This window comes from Fulvivirga lutimaris, assembly GCF_009711525.1.
Classification (GTDB): domain Bacteria; phylum Bacteroidota; class Bacteroidia; order Cytophagales; family Cyclobacteriaceae; genus Fulvivirga; species Fulvivirga lutimaris.
The window spans coordinates 16,800-31,421 of sequence record NZ_SMLV01000405.1; the positions used below are offsets into that span (position 1 = coordinate 16,800).

Sequence of the window (14,622 nt, forward strand, 5' to 3'; positions counted from 1 at the left end):
CCGACAATAGACAGTCTTGAAAATCAACTTGAAAGTGCAGAAGGAAAGAATAAAGTCATTGTTCTTAACGAGCTCTACAAACAATATGTGAACAATGATCCGGCAAAGGCGCTTGACTATACCAATCAGGCATTAGAGCTGGCGAAAGAAATCAATGACCCTAGCGGTATGGCCTCTAGTTATAATAATATCGGGGTTCTTAATAAGAACAGGGGACAGCTTGATGACGCACTTGATAGCTACTTGAAATCTGTAAGAATACAAGAGGAGAATAAATTTGAGGATGCGCTGGCCTACACATACAACAATATAGTCACAATATACTCACTAAAAGCAGAGTTTGAGAAGGCTCTTGAGTATTTCAATAAGGCTTTAGAACAGTTTGAAAGTATTGATCACAAGCTTCGCATAATCGGGACACTTAATAATATTGGTAATGTTTACACCGATCTGGAGGAGTACGATTACGCACTTAAATACTACATGCAATCACTCACTATTTATGAGGAGTTGGAGGACAACTCTCAGGCTTTTGTTCCCTTCAACAATATTGGTAACATCTACTTCCAAAGAGGAGAATGGGACAATGCTATGGCGTTTTATGAGAGTGCCTTTGATCTGGAAAAACTTCACAATGATCTAAACGGTCAGGCTAATGCATTGCATAACATTGGTACCGTGTATAAGTCAACCAAACAAAATGAAAAGGCGATTGAAATTTTCACTGATGCCTTATCCTTAGCTCAGGAAACTGATAACAAAAGATTGATTGAGATTATATATGGCTCATTGGCCGAAACCTACTTTGCTAGTGGTGATATGTTTATGGCATATAGCTTTTTACAGCTTCACAATAATGCCAAAGAGCAAGTCTTTAATGAGTTGAGTGATAGAAGAATAGCTGAACTGGAAAGTGCATATGAAATAGAAAAGAAACAGGCAGAAATAGAGGCCTTGAAAGTGCAAAGTGAGTTGCAGCAGCTTCAGATTCAGAATGATAAGATTGTTATTGCCTCTGTTGTTATAGTCTCTTTTCTTGTAGTTGGATTAAGCCTGGTAATCTTTCAGGAACTAAGGACCATCAAAAAGAATAAAAAGCAGCTTGAGGCGCAGAACATTAAACTGGAAAATCAGAAATTGATTATTCAGGAGAAAAATGATAGCATCACTGAGAGTATTGATTATGCCAAAAGCGTTCAGCGGTCACTGCTGCAATTCAATGTTCCTGAAAACTATCAAAGTGACTTTTTTGTACTTTTTAAACCTAAGGATATTGTTTCTGGAGACTTCTTTTGGTTTTCGGCATTGAAGGATCGACATGTCGTTTCTGCCATAGACTGTACAGGGCATGGAGTGGCAGGTGCATTTATGACAGTCATTGGTCACTCATCATTGGAGCAAATCATTAATCAAGATCAGGAAACCAGTCCTTCGGTAATTTTAACCAAGCTTGATGAACAAGTAAGAAATTCTATCAACCAGACAGATAAAGCAACATCTACCCATGGCATGGATGTAGCCCTTTGTTCTATAGATCGGAAAAAAGGTAAACTATACTTTTCCGGTGCTAACAGGCCGTTGTATCAAATTAGAAATAATGAGATCCATGTTGTGAAGGGGACAAAGAGAACCATAGGCGATATGGACGAAAATCCCTTAAAGTTTGAAGAGCACCAGCTGGATATTGAAGAAGGCGATATTTTTTATATCTTTTCTGATGGGTACCCCGACCAGTTTGGCGGCCCTGACAATAAGAAGTTTATGGTTAGCAATTTTAAAAAGATGCTATTAGAAATTCATCAAAAACCGTTAGATGATCAGCACAAAGAATTGAAAACTAGGCTTAATGACTGGCGAAATGAGGGAGAGCAAACTGACGATATCCTTGTAATGGGTTTTAAGGTGTAAACTGAAGTTTACCTTGCGATACTCCCATTATGGCAGCCATTTGATATAAGAGTCTTGCTCCAACATTAGCATCCCATTCGTCTTCGCCAGGGGACACCTCATTAAGGTCAAAAGAGATGATACGTTTTCCTGCTTTTGCAATCTGCTTCATTAAGTAGACTACATCATTGAATTCAAAACCTCCTGGTACTGGTGTTCCTGTATTTGGACAAAGCTTTGGGTCCAAACCATCAATATCAAAACTAATATAAACCAAATCGGGCAGTTCTTTAATGATCTCGTCACAAATAGCTTTCCATGATTTTCCCTCGTATATGGCTGATTTTATATCCTCATCAAAGAAAGTTTTTACTCGTCCGTTCGAACCTTTTATATAGTCCATCTCTTCCTCACAATAATCGCGAATGCCCACTTGTACTAGTTTGCTCACATTTCTAATTTTCAAAGCATTGTACATTATGGAAGCATGCGAATAGGTGAAATTTTCATAGGCCTCTCTTAGGTCTGCATGTGCATCTATTTGCAAGATACCAAACGAAGAATGTAGCTCAGACATGGCTTTGATTAATCCTAGTGGTGTACTGTGGTCACCACCTAAAAGAGCTACCATTTTGCCTTGGTTAGCCAGCTTTACTGCCTGCGATTTAATATAGATATTGAGCTTTTCAGACACTTCGTCTATGGCTTTTGGGATAATCTTTAATTCATCGGTAACCCAGTCTTCTTCATTAGATTCTAACCAGGAAATATACTTAGATGCCAGATCACGATATTTCTTATTTTCCTCGATAAGATTTTCTGGGGATGGGAGCAGATACATTCCCATCTGCCAAGCATCCTTTATGTCTTTTAGAAATAGATCCACTTGTGCTGATGCTTCCAAAATTGCTTCAGGACCATCAGCAGTCCCTGCACTGTATGAAACAGTAACCTCCCAGGGCACTGGTATAATTACGAGCTCAGCTGTGTCAAGATCAAAAGGTAAACCGTAAAGGCTGCCTGGTGCACTAGGAGCGTTAGGATCAAATGAGGCAATTAATTCTTCTTTCTTGGTCATAGCATCAGAGGTGTTGATGTTCAATTAAAAGGCAAATGAAACACTTTACTTTTATTTTTAGTGCTAACTAATAAAAATTCTATTAACTTCCGATTTAGTCTATAGTAGTTTAAAACTTTTTGAAGATGCTTAACGCAAACATCGAACATTTTAGAAATTTAATATCTCTGGCTGCTGCTGATGGTAAAATAGCAGAGGTAGAAATGGTGGCTTTATCCAAAATAGCTTATGATAATGGTATTCCACTTGATAGGCTCAATGTCATGATTGACAGAGCAGATGAATATGTTTTTCTTATTCCACAAAACCAGCAGGACAAAGACAAACAAATGGAAGACATGATAGAATTGGCCATGCTAGATGGGGAATTTGCTAATGCTGAAAGGGAGTTGATCAACCTTGTAGGCTCTAGATTAGGGTTTAGCCCTAAGGAGATCAGAGATAAGATTGACCTCAAAGCTGCAAAGAAGCCTAAAAGTTAAGCTGGTCTGGGTGTTCATAGCTCACCAAATTACCGGTAGCTTCTGAAACCTCTTCCCACTTTAAATTTTCGAACTGAATGTGTGTCACTCCACAAGTAGTCATATCGCCAATTTCTGCTTTGGTTAGGTACTCACTTAAATAGGTGACAGAAGGATTGTGCCCAACTATTAATACGGAGTTCCATTCTTCTTTTAGTTGGTTGACAACCCTAAGCAGTGTTCTTATTGATGCTTCATAGATTTCATCATTTTGATGAATCCTTCCAGTATCATACTTTATCTGTTCAGCTATTAAAGAGGCAGTTGCTAAAGCTCTAATGGCCGGGCTGCAGAGAATAATATCAAATTGATAATTCTTCTGTGTAAAGTTAATACCCATACGGGTAGCATTTTGCAAACCAGTAGAATTGAGGGTTCTTTCAATGTCTTGTTGGCCTGAAGCTTTTTCAGAAGAACGAGCGTGTCTGAGCAAGTATAAATTTTTGATCATAGAGTTTAATAATTAAACATTAACGCCAACTGATGGTTGAAAGTACTAAAACTCCATTTATTATTTAAACAGGGCGATATTATTTTATATTAAAAAATATTGCATCTTTGAAATTTTGAGCGAATAGCTAAACAACGAATTTATGCCGAAGAATTTAGTCATAGTAGAGTCACCTGCGAAAGCAAAAACGATTGAGGGGTATTTGGGTAAGGATTATAAAGTAACTTCCAGCTATGGCCATGTACGTGATCTTCCAAAAGGAGATAAAGCAATTGATAAAATCAATGGTTTTAAACCCACGTATGAAGTCAGTGCCGATAAGAAGGCTGTCATAAAGGAGTTGAAAAAACTTGTTAAGGAATCAGAGATGGTATACTTAGCGAGTGATGATGACCGCGAAGGAGAAGCCATTTCATGGCATTTAAAAGAGGCATTATCGCTTAATGATACTAACACCAGAAGAATTGTTTTTAGAGAAATTACTAAAAACGCCATCCAAAACGCTATTCAAACACCGCGTGGCATTGATATTGATCTTGTAAATGCTCAGCAAGCAAGAAGGGTTTTAGACAGGCTAGTTGGTTTTGAACTTTCTCCAATTCTTTGGAAGAAGATAAAAACAGGACTGTCAGCGGGTAGAGTGCAATCTGTAGCTGTAAGGTTGGTTGTTGAAAGAGAGCGTGAAGTAGAAAAGTTTAAGGCTAAGTCCTTTTATAAAATCAGTGCGATATTCGATTTAGGCAATAAAAAGCAACTTCAGTCAGAGCTATCTAAGAGATTTGACACTGAGGAAGAAGCTATGGAGTTTCTAAAAGCTTGTGTAGATGCTGATTTTTCAATCAAAGATTTACAGAAGAAACCATCTAAGAAAACACCTGCACCACCATTTACAACGTCTACGTTGCAACAGGAAGCTAGTAGAAAACTTGGGTTTTCTGTTTCCCAAACTATGAGTGTGGCCCAAAAGCTTTATGAAGCTGGTATAATCTCATATATGAGAACTGACTCAGTTAACTTATCTGAGGAGGCTATTAATGGCGCAGTATCAGAAATCAAAAAGGAGTTTGGAGATAATTTTGTAAATGTTCGACATTTTAAAACTAAGTCTAATTCAGCGCAAGAGGCTCATGAAGCCATAAGACCGACTAATTTTGCTAATACTCAGCCATCAAGTGATAGAAATGGCCTGAGATTATATGATCTTATTTGGAAAAGGGCCATTGCCTCGCAAATGGCTGATGCACAAATAGAAAAAACAACGGCAACTATTGCCATATCTACTTTACCAGATACTTTAACAGCTTCAGGTGAAGTTGTGAAATTTGAAGGTTTCCTTTCTGTGTACCTTGAGTCTACTGATGACGAGGATGAGGGAGAAGAGCAAAAAGGTATGTTGCCTCCTTTAACCATAGGTCAAGAGCTTAAGCTTGATCATATGAATGCCAGACAAGGATTCACCAGACCACCAACCAGATACACTGAAGCGAGCTTAGTGAAGAAGCTTGAAGAAATGGGTATTGGTAGACCATCAACATATGCTCCAACAATTTCTACAATTCAGAAACGAAATTATGTTGAGAAGGAATTGCGTGAAGGAAAGGAACGTGAGTATAAAATGCTTACCTTATCTGAAAAGTCCATCTCTGAGAAAACCCAAACTGAAATTACAGGAGCTGAAAAGAACAAAATGTTCCCTACCAACATTGCTATGGTGGTAACAGACTTTTTAGTAGAGCACTTTCCGAACGTTACTAACTATAGCTTTACAGCTGAAGTAGAACAGAAGTTTGATGAGATTGCTCAGGGACTTAAAGAGTGGGATAAAATGATAGGGGAGTTTTATACGGACTTCCACGCTAAAGTTGAAACTACTGAAAACATAGAGCGCACGGATGTGCCTAGCTCAAGAGAACTGGGTGTTGATCCTAAATCAGGTGAAAAGGTTATTGCGCGATTGGGCCGTTTCGGTCCTTTGGTTCAAATAGGTGAGGATTCTGAAGATAGTAAGCCTAAGTATGCCAGCCTTCGTCAAGGCCAGTTTATAGAAAGCATCACACTGGAGGATGCCCTTGAATTGTTTAAACTGCCACGTGAAATTGGTGATCATGATGGAAAACCAATGTTAGTAGGCTTAGGTCGATTTGGACCCTATGTTAAGTATGATGGCAAGTTTGTATCAATACCTAAAACAGATGATCCCTACACTATAGGTTCGGAGAGGGCAATCGAGCTTATTAAAGCTAAAGAAGAAGCTGATAAGAATAAGTTTATCAAGGTTTTTGATGAAAATCCTGACATTCAGGTACTTAATGGAAGGTTTGGGCCTTATATTAAGGCAGGTAAAAAGAATGTCAAAATTCCTAAAGATAAAGATCCTGCTTCACTTACATTGGAAGAATGCATAGAACTAGCAGAAAAAGCTCCCGAGAAAAAGGGAAGGTATGCTAAGAAGAAATAAAAAAAAAGCCCTGATTTATTTCAGGGCTTTTTTTATGCTGAAAAACCAAGTTTGGGCATAAAACCATTCTCCGATTTCCGAACCGGTGCATTTTCCATGTTCTTACCTTGAGCAAAATTGTAGATATGTTCTATCGACATTCTATCGTTCAGGCCATTGGCATAATGAATCTTCCTAATGATTCCATTTTCATCAATAAGAAACTCCGCTGGTATTGTTTTGATAGACTCTTTCTCTGCCATCATATGCATTGGCAACCCGTTTAGTTTGGCCTTTATAGCTGTTTGGATAAATGATGTGAGGTGACTCTTAGTTGATTTAGCGGCAGATTCTTCAATTCCATATGCGTTGTACCATGTTTTATCTACGTCAGATATTAATGGGATTGGTGAAATCTCCTTATGAAACGAACTGGATAACAATACTTTTTTAGAAGACTCAAAGAAGAAGACCATCTCAAGTCCTTTCTCTTTCAATTCCTGGTGATGCTTTTGTAGGAAATGAACTCTAAGATTACAAAAAGGACATCCAGCATGCCTGAAGAAGGCAACAAATACTTTTTTACCTTTCAATTGCGCCAGAGAAGTAGGTCTGTCATACACATCAATAAGGTTAAAGTCAGGTGCTTTTACATTAAGATCTAAAGTTATTCTGTTTATTGGAGCGTTCATTTGCTATAAAATTTTAATTTTAGTAGATACGTAGCATGGGGTGAATGTAGATTTATTAATTGAATAATTTTTATGCTTAAACTAGTTGTTCTGTCTGGCGCAGGAGTAAGTGCAGAAAGTGGTATAGCTACTTTCAGAGATGCTGGCGGTTTATGGGAAGGACATGATGTTATGGCAGTGGCATCTCCTGAAGGCTGGTATAACAACCCCGAATTGGTGCTTGACTTTTATAACCAAAGAAGAAAGGCCGCAGCCGGAGCTCAACCCAACATAGCGCATAAGGTACTTGCAGAATTAGAAGATGATTTTGAAGTTACTGTGATTACACAAAATGTAGATGATCTTCATGAAAGGGCGGGGTCGACTAATGTGGTTCATCTTCATGGTAGGCTTTCGGAGGTTCGTAGCACGGCAGATGATAATCTTATTTATGATGTTGGAGATCAACCAATAGGCCTTGGAGATAAGTGTGATAAAGGGTCACAGTTGAGACCTAATATCGTATGGTTTGGTGAGATGGTGCCTATGATCGAAGTAGCATCTAAAATTAGCGAACGAGCCGATATCTTTATAGTAGTAGGCACCTCTTTGGCGGTTTATCCTGCTGCCAGTTTAATCGATTATGTTCCTTATCGCAGTCCAGTATATGTTGTTGATCCCAATATGCCTTATGTGCGCGATAGACATAATCTAAAGCTTGTTCAGGAAAAAGCTACTGTTGGTTTGTTGCAAATAGCCCAAGAGTTAAGAGCTACTTATCACTAGGTTGGTCAATGTCCTCTTCTATTAGTTCATTAAGAAATTTAACAAAAGACTTCTTATCGTAGTTGGCCATTCCTACATTTTTACTTACAATTTTCCCTTCTTTAGAAAATACAAATGTTGTAGGTATAGAAGGCACCCTAAATTCTGAAGGTACATTGCTGGCTGCCAGATATACAGGAAAAGTGAAGCCTTTTCTGTCTATAAATTTGTTGACCTTTGTCTCAGACTGATCTGTTGATAGCATGACAAACGCCACTTTTGAACTATCCATCTTTTCATACAGCTTTTGAATGTTAGGCATTTCTGCAATGCATGGAGCACACCATGTTGCCCATATATTCATAAAAACTACTTTACCCTTTAAATCATTAAATGAGATAGTGGTACCATCTATATTTTTCAATTTAAAATCATAATCATCTTCATTTTTGTCGATGTAATTAGCTTCTGCTTCAGGAGCAATAAGCCCGGTACTTAAAATCATTCTTTGCGCAAAGCCAGCTACTTCGGTATGTAGTCCTGAAAGGTATAGAGACAAAAATATTGTCGAGATGATTACCCAAAATCTGATTTCCTTTTTCATTGCTTTTGTCATTTTTTAATAGTTAGCTAAGCACATTTAATACCAAAGTAATTTAAAGGGTAATAAAGTTCCAAGGCAATGAAATTTTAAGTTGAAATTGTGGAAAAACTAATGGTCTATCTTCAATGGTCTAATCCATTATTTTATACTTTTGTTACTTTAAGTTTTTACTCAATAATATATGATCGATAATTCTCAAAAAGTAGCAGGGGAGCTAAATATTAGCTTTAAACAAGTTTCAGCTGTGGTTAGCCTATTAGATGAAGGAGCAACAGTTCCATTTATCTCCAGGTATAGAAAGGAAGTGACGGGAAGTCTTGATGAAGTACAGATTGCTACTATTAGAGATCGTATTGAGCAGCTAAGAGAATTAGAAAAAAGGCGTGAAGCGATATTAAAATCAATCGAGAAACAAGAGAAACTAACGCCAGAATTGGAAGCTGAAATTAACAAGGCTAGTACACTGGCGGAGTTAGAAGATATTTACCTTCCTTATAAACCGAAGCGTAAAACCAAAGCTAGTGTTGCCAAAGAGAAAGGCTTAGAGATATTGGCGAAACGTCTATTTGACTTGGAGTCACTAGACGTTGAATTAGTAGCAGGTGAGTTTATTAATGAAGAGCTGGGTGTTAATTCTGTTGAAGAAGCATTGCAAGGCGCAAGAGATATAATAGCCGAGTGGGTGAATGAAAATCAGGAAGCAAGGAAAAAGATGCGGGCGTATTATGAGAAAGAGGCTATCATCGGTTCTAAGCTGATAAAAGGGAAAGAGGAAGAAGGCCAAAAGTTTAAAGATTACTTTGAGTGGGAAGAGCCTTTATCAAAAATACCATCGCACAGATTATTAGCATTGAGAAGAGGAGAGAAGGAAATGATTCTTGCCTTGGATGTTGCTCCACCAGAAGGTGCAGCTGTGGCTTTGCTGGAAAATTTATTTGTTACTAAAGAAACTGAAACGGCTCAGCAGGTTAAGCTAGCTATTGCCGATAGCTATAAGAGATTGTTAAAACCATCTATGGAAACCGAGATGCGCGTGGCAACTAAACTGAAGGCAGACGAGGAAGCCATTAATGTATTTGCTGAAAACCTTAGAAAGTTGTTGTTAGCAGCTCCACTCGGACAAAAAAATGTATTAGCACTTGATCCGGGTTTCAGAACCGGTTGTAAGGTGGTGGTATTAAACAAACAAGGCAAGCTGCTTCATAATGATGCCATTTACCCAAATGAACCGCAGAAACGAATTGCTGAATCGGGAGCCGTTGTAAAGCATCTGGTTGAAAAGTTTGAGGTAGAGGCTATTGCTATTGGAAATGGAACAGCAAGCCGTGAAACTGAAAAGTTTGTTAAAGATCTTGGTTTACCAAAGTCTATACTTGTTCTGATGGTGAATGAAAGTGGAGCATCTATTTATTCTGCTTCAGAGGTGGCCAGAGAAGAGTTTCCTGATCATGATGTAACAGTAAGGGGTGCTGTATCTATTGGTAGAAGGCTCATGGATCCATTAGCTGAATTGGTAAAGCTGGATGCTAAATCTATTGGTGTTGGTCAGTACCAGCATGATGTAGATCAAAATGCTCTTAAGCACGGGCTAGATGATGTGGTGATGAGTTGTGTTAACTCCGTAGGCGTGGAGCTAAACACCGCTAGCAAGGAACTACTATCATATGTGTCAGGATTGGGACCTCAATTGGCTAAGAGTATTGTGACTTTCAGAAATGAGAATGGTCCATTTAAGGATAGAAGTTCATTAACCAAAGTGCCAAGGCTTGGAGACAAGGCATTTGAGCAAGCGGCAGGTTTCCTTAGAATTCAATCTTCTAAAAACCCTTTAGACAAATCAGCAGTTCACCCAGAGAGTTACGGTATTGTAGAAAAAATGGCTAAGGATTTGGGTTGTACAGTAAATGATTTAATGAGCAATGGCGATCTTAGAAATAAGATTAACCTAAAAAACTATATCACTGACAAAGTGGGCCTACCAACATTAACAGATATTGTTGACGAACTTGCAAGGCCTGGAAGAGACCCAAGAGAGAGCTTTGAGGTTTTTAACTTTCAGGATGGTGTTAATGAAATGAGCGACTTAAAAGTTGGAATGGTTTTACCGGGACTTGTTACTAACGTGACCAACTTTGGAGCGTTTGTTGATATAGGAGTTCATCAGGACGGTTTGGTGCATATCAGCCATTTATCTGATTCTTTCGTTAAAAACCCAGCTGATGTTGTTGCCGTTCAGCAAAAAGTGACTGTTACAGTTACAGAAGTAGATATTAACAGAAAGCGAATTGCGCTTTCTATGAAAAGTGATCCATTTGGAAAGGCCCCAGCTAAAAAGTCACAACCCAAGCCAAAAAGACAAGATGAAAAGGCTTCTGAGGGTGATTTGCAACATAAGTTAAGTCAGCTTAAGGGCATGTTCAATGGATAAACCAACATAATTTTTTAAATTGGTATTGAACTTGGCTTTATTATGAAAAAACTACTAGGCTCTTTTTTGTTAGTTCTGCTGCTCAATACCATTGTTGAGGCACAAAAGATTAAGTATAAGGATCTATTCTACCTTATTGAAACAGGGAACTATAAAGATTCAGACCCGCTACTTAAGACTTATATTAAGGACCCTAAAAATGTAGATGATGCTAATGCGAATTTGCAGATGGCTTATCTATATGAAAGGAAAGTAGCCGCTACTGACGTACTTTTTGATGCTGAGAAGCTTGTGTCATATGCTGATTCGGCTTTGTATTATTATAACCAATCTCTAAAATACATTGACGAGAAAGAGGTAACCAAAAAGAACGAGGAGTATTATCAGGCTTTTCAAAGACGTGATATCCGTACTGGTAAGTTTGGGGTTAAGTTGGCTGATGTTCAGTTTGATATAGAAAATAAGTCAAAAGCGCTGGAGGATAAAAAGTCAAAGGTTCAGGAGCTTCAAATTTATTACAACAAAACTAAAACAACTTACCAGCAGGTGGTGGGTGATTTTAAGGAGATCAAAGCCGACTACCCAAGTGAGACCATACTTTATCTTCAGTCTAATGAGGAGCTTCTTGATAGGATAGAGCAGCTTAAGGTCAATGCGAACGTGGCTCAACAGAATTTTGGTTACTTTGAAGCAACATTAAAGAAGATAGACAAACCTGGCTACGCACCTGCCAGGCATATGGCTGATATTGTTGACTATAAGAAGGACGGTGAGTCGGTGGCAGATATTACTGCAGACAATGTTGACTTTTGGGATTTCGAAAAATGGGTTGACTCTTTTAAGGAAGGGGTGAAGGAGGTAATTGTGCCTTTGAGAACTGAGTTGATTGAGTATGATCAGTCACTTAATGGATTGGAAGAACGAATTATGACTGATTCCATGGCTATGGCTGATAGAATTAAACCCATGGATGGTGTGCTGTCTAAGCTTAGGGAGTTTGATGATGACCCAATGCCAGAACACTTATTTAAATATAAAATTGCGGACATCAAGAGAAAGTCAAATTTGATGGAACACCTCTACTTTAGAGATAGCAGCAATATAGACTATCAATTGAATGTTGCCACTGCAGATTATAAATTCCTGAATGACCAGGACAGTTTAATTAATATATTGATTGGAAGAAATCTTGTGGAGGATAGCAAGAACTATGAGAGTTTTATTAACGCTCAGTATAAAAACCTTGAAGGACTCCAGCAGTACCTAAAATCTAGCCTTGATTTGACTATCAGTGAAAAGAAAAGGAGTGACGAGCTGTTGTCTAAACTTAAGGAGAGGTCTAAATGGTTAATAGGCAAAACGGATTCAATTCCAATTTTTGAGGGTGTTAATGTCGGTTTGTCTAAATATGCGCCTCTAGTTATTAATGATGAGTTAACTGCAGGCTTGTATTTTTCTGGCAGAAAACCTGCAGCTGGTTATTTTGCCTTAATAACAGATTCCAGAACGCAGGAAATGAAAGTTGAATTTAAAGTGGATAATGAACACTTTAAAAAGCAAAACCTTGACCTCATTAATACCATGTTGGCGGCTGATGAGGAAGGGCATTTTTACTATGTTATGTATTACATTCAGCAACCTGAGATGGAAACATATGCAGCAAGCATATGCAAGATATATACTTCAGATGGGTTGGCTTGGGAAAAGGATATTAAACTTGATACAGCTCCGAAAGAGTTGGTGATAAATGACAATACTGGAGATATTATCATTGAGTATGATATTGAGAATTATTTGGGGGGCGCAGAAATTCCTGACCGATTAGTTCTTGATAAAAAGGGAGCAGTGAAATAAAAAAAAGCCTTGATGACAAGGCTTATTGTTTTCCAACTAGTTTCTGCCAGTCGTGATAGCGTACGTCAATCCTTCTTTTTATCGCTTCATAGTGATCCCATGAGTCTTTTACGTGATAGATGGACGGCAGCTTTTTAACTAGCACCTCATCATAATCATTTCTATACAATCCACCACCATAATAATAGTAAGTGAACATATTCCCACTTTTATTGAATAGTTCAAAACCAAGATAACCATCCCATATTTCACTTAAAATAGTGCAGGAGATTTCTCTTCTTTTGAATCTGAAGATCTGCATATCTGCTTCTTCTTCAAAATATTCTGAATAAAGATCGTTATCGATAACCCAACCAAGATACATTCCAATATGGACGTAGGCCTGTTCTATGGGTAGCGAATCAGGGAAATTACCTAAGAAATGACTTTTAGCATTATCATAGATGGTTTTTTGAATATCTGTTTTCTTTTCGCTCATAGCTTCACCTTTTATAATCTTTTGAATATAGTCATTTGCACTTTAATGGAAAAACATATAACCAAAAACTATTGCAGCAATTATTCCTGCTAAATCAGCAATCAGTCCTGCAGTTATGGCATACCTTACATTTTTAATATTTACCGATCCAAAATAAACGGCTACAATATAAAAAGTAGTTTCGGTGGCTCCTCTAAATACACTAGCCATTTGTCCCACAAAAGTATCTACACCATGGGTGTTTATAGTTTCTATCATCATTCCTCGTGCAGCTCCGCCACTTAAAGGCTTCATAACGGCAACAGGCAAAGCATCAACAAATGCAGTATCTACACCAATAGCTGCAACAACGAACCTAATACCCTCAATTAAGTAATCCAATGCACCAGAAGCTCTAAAAACACCTATACCCACAAGAATGGCTATGAGGTATGGAATTATTTTAACTGAAATTTTAAAACCTTCTTTAGCACCTTCAATAAATGTTGAATAGAGATTAATTTTTTTCCTGAATCCTAAAAGAAGAAAGCTTATCATGAGAGTGAAGATGATAAAGTTGCTGGCAAAAGTGGAGAAGGTATTAAGGTCAGTTTGACTCAAGGTTGTTAAATAGTAAACCAATCCTCCCATTAGTAAGGTGAAACCACCTAAGTAGCTGATAATTACTTTATCCAGTAAATTAATTTTTTGGTAAATAGAAACAGTGATTAACCCGACTATAGTAGAACAAAAAGTGGCTAACAAAATAGGTAGAAATACATCTGTGGGGTTGGTGGCATTGAGTACAGATCGGTCAACCAAAATTGTTAATGGTATGATAGAGAGCCCTGAGGTGTTTAGCACCAAAAACATGATTTGAGCATCAGAGGCGGTCTTTTTATCTTCATTCAGGCTCTGCATTTCTTTCATGGCTTTAAGGCCTAAAGGAGTGGCGGCATTGTCAAGCCCCAAGATGTTCGCTGAAAAGTTCATTATGATAGATCCTGTAGCAGGATGATCTTTTGGTACACTAGGAAATAATTTATGGAAAAATGGGCCAATGAGCCTTGAGAGGATTCTCACCATTCCACCTTCTTCACCAATTTTCATTAAACCCAACCAAAGAGACATCACCCCAGTAAGGTAAAGAGATATCTCAAAACCAGTTTTGGACATGTCGAAAGTAGCATTTACCATATTGGTAAACACCTCCAAATCACCGAAGAAGATGACCTTAACTAGTGCTACTACAAAGGCAATAACAAAAAATGCGAACCAGATATAATTAAGAACCATAGAACGATTTCGGCATTATTCAATTTGTTAAAGCACGTAAACCTATATAATTATTTTCAGAAACTGGCAAATGTTGAACTTGACTTTTGGAGTCGCAATTTTAATAATTCTTTCAATATTAATAACGGACAGCTACTGATTAATAAAAGGATGTATGAAATGATGTTATAATA

General features: G+C 37.9%; 12 protein-coding genes. 6 read left to right on the forward strand and 6 right to left on the reverse strand.

What is annotated here, in order from left to right:
• Positions 1–1,908, forward strand: a 1,908-nt coding sequence (locus tag E1140_RS14325) for a tetratricopeptide repeat protein (protein WP_185153599.1), incomplete at its 5' end; no start/stop codon positions are given.
• Here the strand turns inward: E1140_RS14325 and E1140_RS14330 are convergent.
• Positions 1,898–2,965 carry an agmatinase family protein gene (locus E1140_RS14330; RefSeq protein ID WP_155185162.1) on the reverse strand — a complete coding sequence of 356 codons (1,068 nt, stop codon included), beginning with the start codon at positions 2,963–2,965 and terminating at the stop codon, positions 1,898–1,900. The genes E1140_RS14325 and E1140_RS14330 overlap by 11 nt on opposite strands.
• Before the next feature lie 125 nt (positions 2,966–3,090).
• On the opposite strand from E1140_RS14330, the gene E1140_RS14335 reads away from it, so the two are divergent.
• The gene (locus tag E1140_RS14335; protein WP_155185164.1) at positions 3,091–3,447 is read left to right on the forward strand and encodes a tellurite resistance TerB family protein; all 357 of its coding nucleotides are present in this window, start codon (positions 3,091–3,093) and stop codon (positions 3,445–3,447) included.
• On the opposite strand, the gene E1140_RS14340 is transcribed toward E1140_RS14335, so the two are convergent.
• A complete protein-coding gene (locus E1140_RS14340; RefSeq protein WP_155185167.1) occupies positions 3,437–3,937 on the reverse strand; it encodes a SixA phosphatase family protein in 501 nt (166 codons plus the stop codon). The two genes, E1140_RS14335 and E1140_RS14340, sit on opposite strands and share 11 nt — an antisense overlap.
• A 142-nt stretch (positions 3,938–4,079) precedes the next feature.
• On the opposite strand from E1140_RS14340, the gene topA reads away from it, so the two are divergent.
• A complete protein-coding gene (topA, locus tag E1140_RS14345) occupies positions 4,080–6,395 on the forward strand; it encodes a type I DNA topoisomerase (protein WP_155185169.1) in 2,316 nt (771 codons plus the stop codon).
• A gap of 32 nt (positions 6,396–6,427) precedes the next feature.
• Here the strand turns inward: topA and E1140_RS14350 are convergent, their stop codons facing one another.
• Positions 6,428–7,066 carry a redoxin domain-containing protein gene (locus E1140_RS14350; RefSeq protein ID WP_155185170.1) on the reverse strand — a complete coding sequence of 213 codons (639 nt, stop codon included), beginning with the start codon at positions 7,064–7,066 and terminating at the stop codon, positions 6,428–6,430.
• A gap of 72 nt (positions 7,067–7,138) precedes the next feature.
• Between E1140_RS14350 and E1140_RS14355 the strand changes: the two genes are divergently transcribed.
• On the forward strand, positions 7,139–7,831 hold the full coding sequence (locus E1140_RS14355; protein ID WP_155185172.1) for an SIR2 family NAD-dependent protein deacylase: 693 nt from the start codon (positions 7,139–7,141) through the stop codon (positions 7,829–7,831).
• Here the strand turns inward: E1140_RS14355 and E1140_RS14360 are convergent.
• Entirely contained in the window at positions 7,818–8,426 is a 609-nt protein-coding gene (locus tag E1140_RS14360; protein ID WP_246202949.1) for a TlpA family protein disulfide reductase, read from the reverse strand. The two genes, E1140_RS14355 and E1140_RS14360, sit on opposite strands and share 14 nt — an antisense overlap.
• A gap of 169 nt (positions 8,427–8,595) precedes the next feature.
• On the opposite strand from E1140_RS14360, the gene E1140_RS14365 reads away from it, so the two are divergent.
• Together E1140_RS14365 and E1140_RS14370 are read left to right on the forward strand one after the other, a co-directional pair.
• Positions 8,596–10,842 (forward strand): Tex family protein, encoded by a 2,247-nt coding sequence (locus tag E1140_RS14365; protein WP_155185174.1) that lies wholly within the window; start codon positions 8,596–8,598, stop codon positions 10,840–10,842.
• Between the two features lie 42 nt (positions 10,843–10,884).
• Positions 10,885–12,696 carry a hypothetical protein gene (locus E1140_RS14370; protein ID WP_155185177.1) on the forward strand — a complete coding sequence of 604 codons (1,812 nt, stop codon included), beginning with the start codon at positions 10,885–10,887 and terminating at the stop codon, positions 12,694–12,696.
• Positions 12,697–12,718: 22 nt separating this feature from the next.
• Here the strand turns inward: E1140_RS14370 and E1140_RS14375 are convergent, their stop codons facing one another.
• Together E1140_RS14375 and E1140_RS14380 are read right to left on the reverse strand one after the other, a co-directional pair.
• Positions 12,719–13,174, reverse strand: coding sequence for a DUF7832 domain-containing protein (locus E1140_RS14375; protein WP_155185180.1), 456 nt, complete (start codon positions 13,172–13,174; stop codon positions 12,719–12,721).
• Positions 13,175–13,216: 42 nt separating this feature from the next.
• The gene (locus E1140_RS14380; protein WP_155185183.1) at positions 13,217–14,449 is read right to left on the reverse strand and encodes a nucleoside recognition domain-containing protein; all 1,233 of its coding nucleotides are present in this window, start codon (positions 14,447–14,449) and stop codon (positions 13,217–13,219) included.
• Positions 14,450–14,622 lie beyond the last annotated feature (173 nt).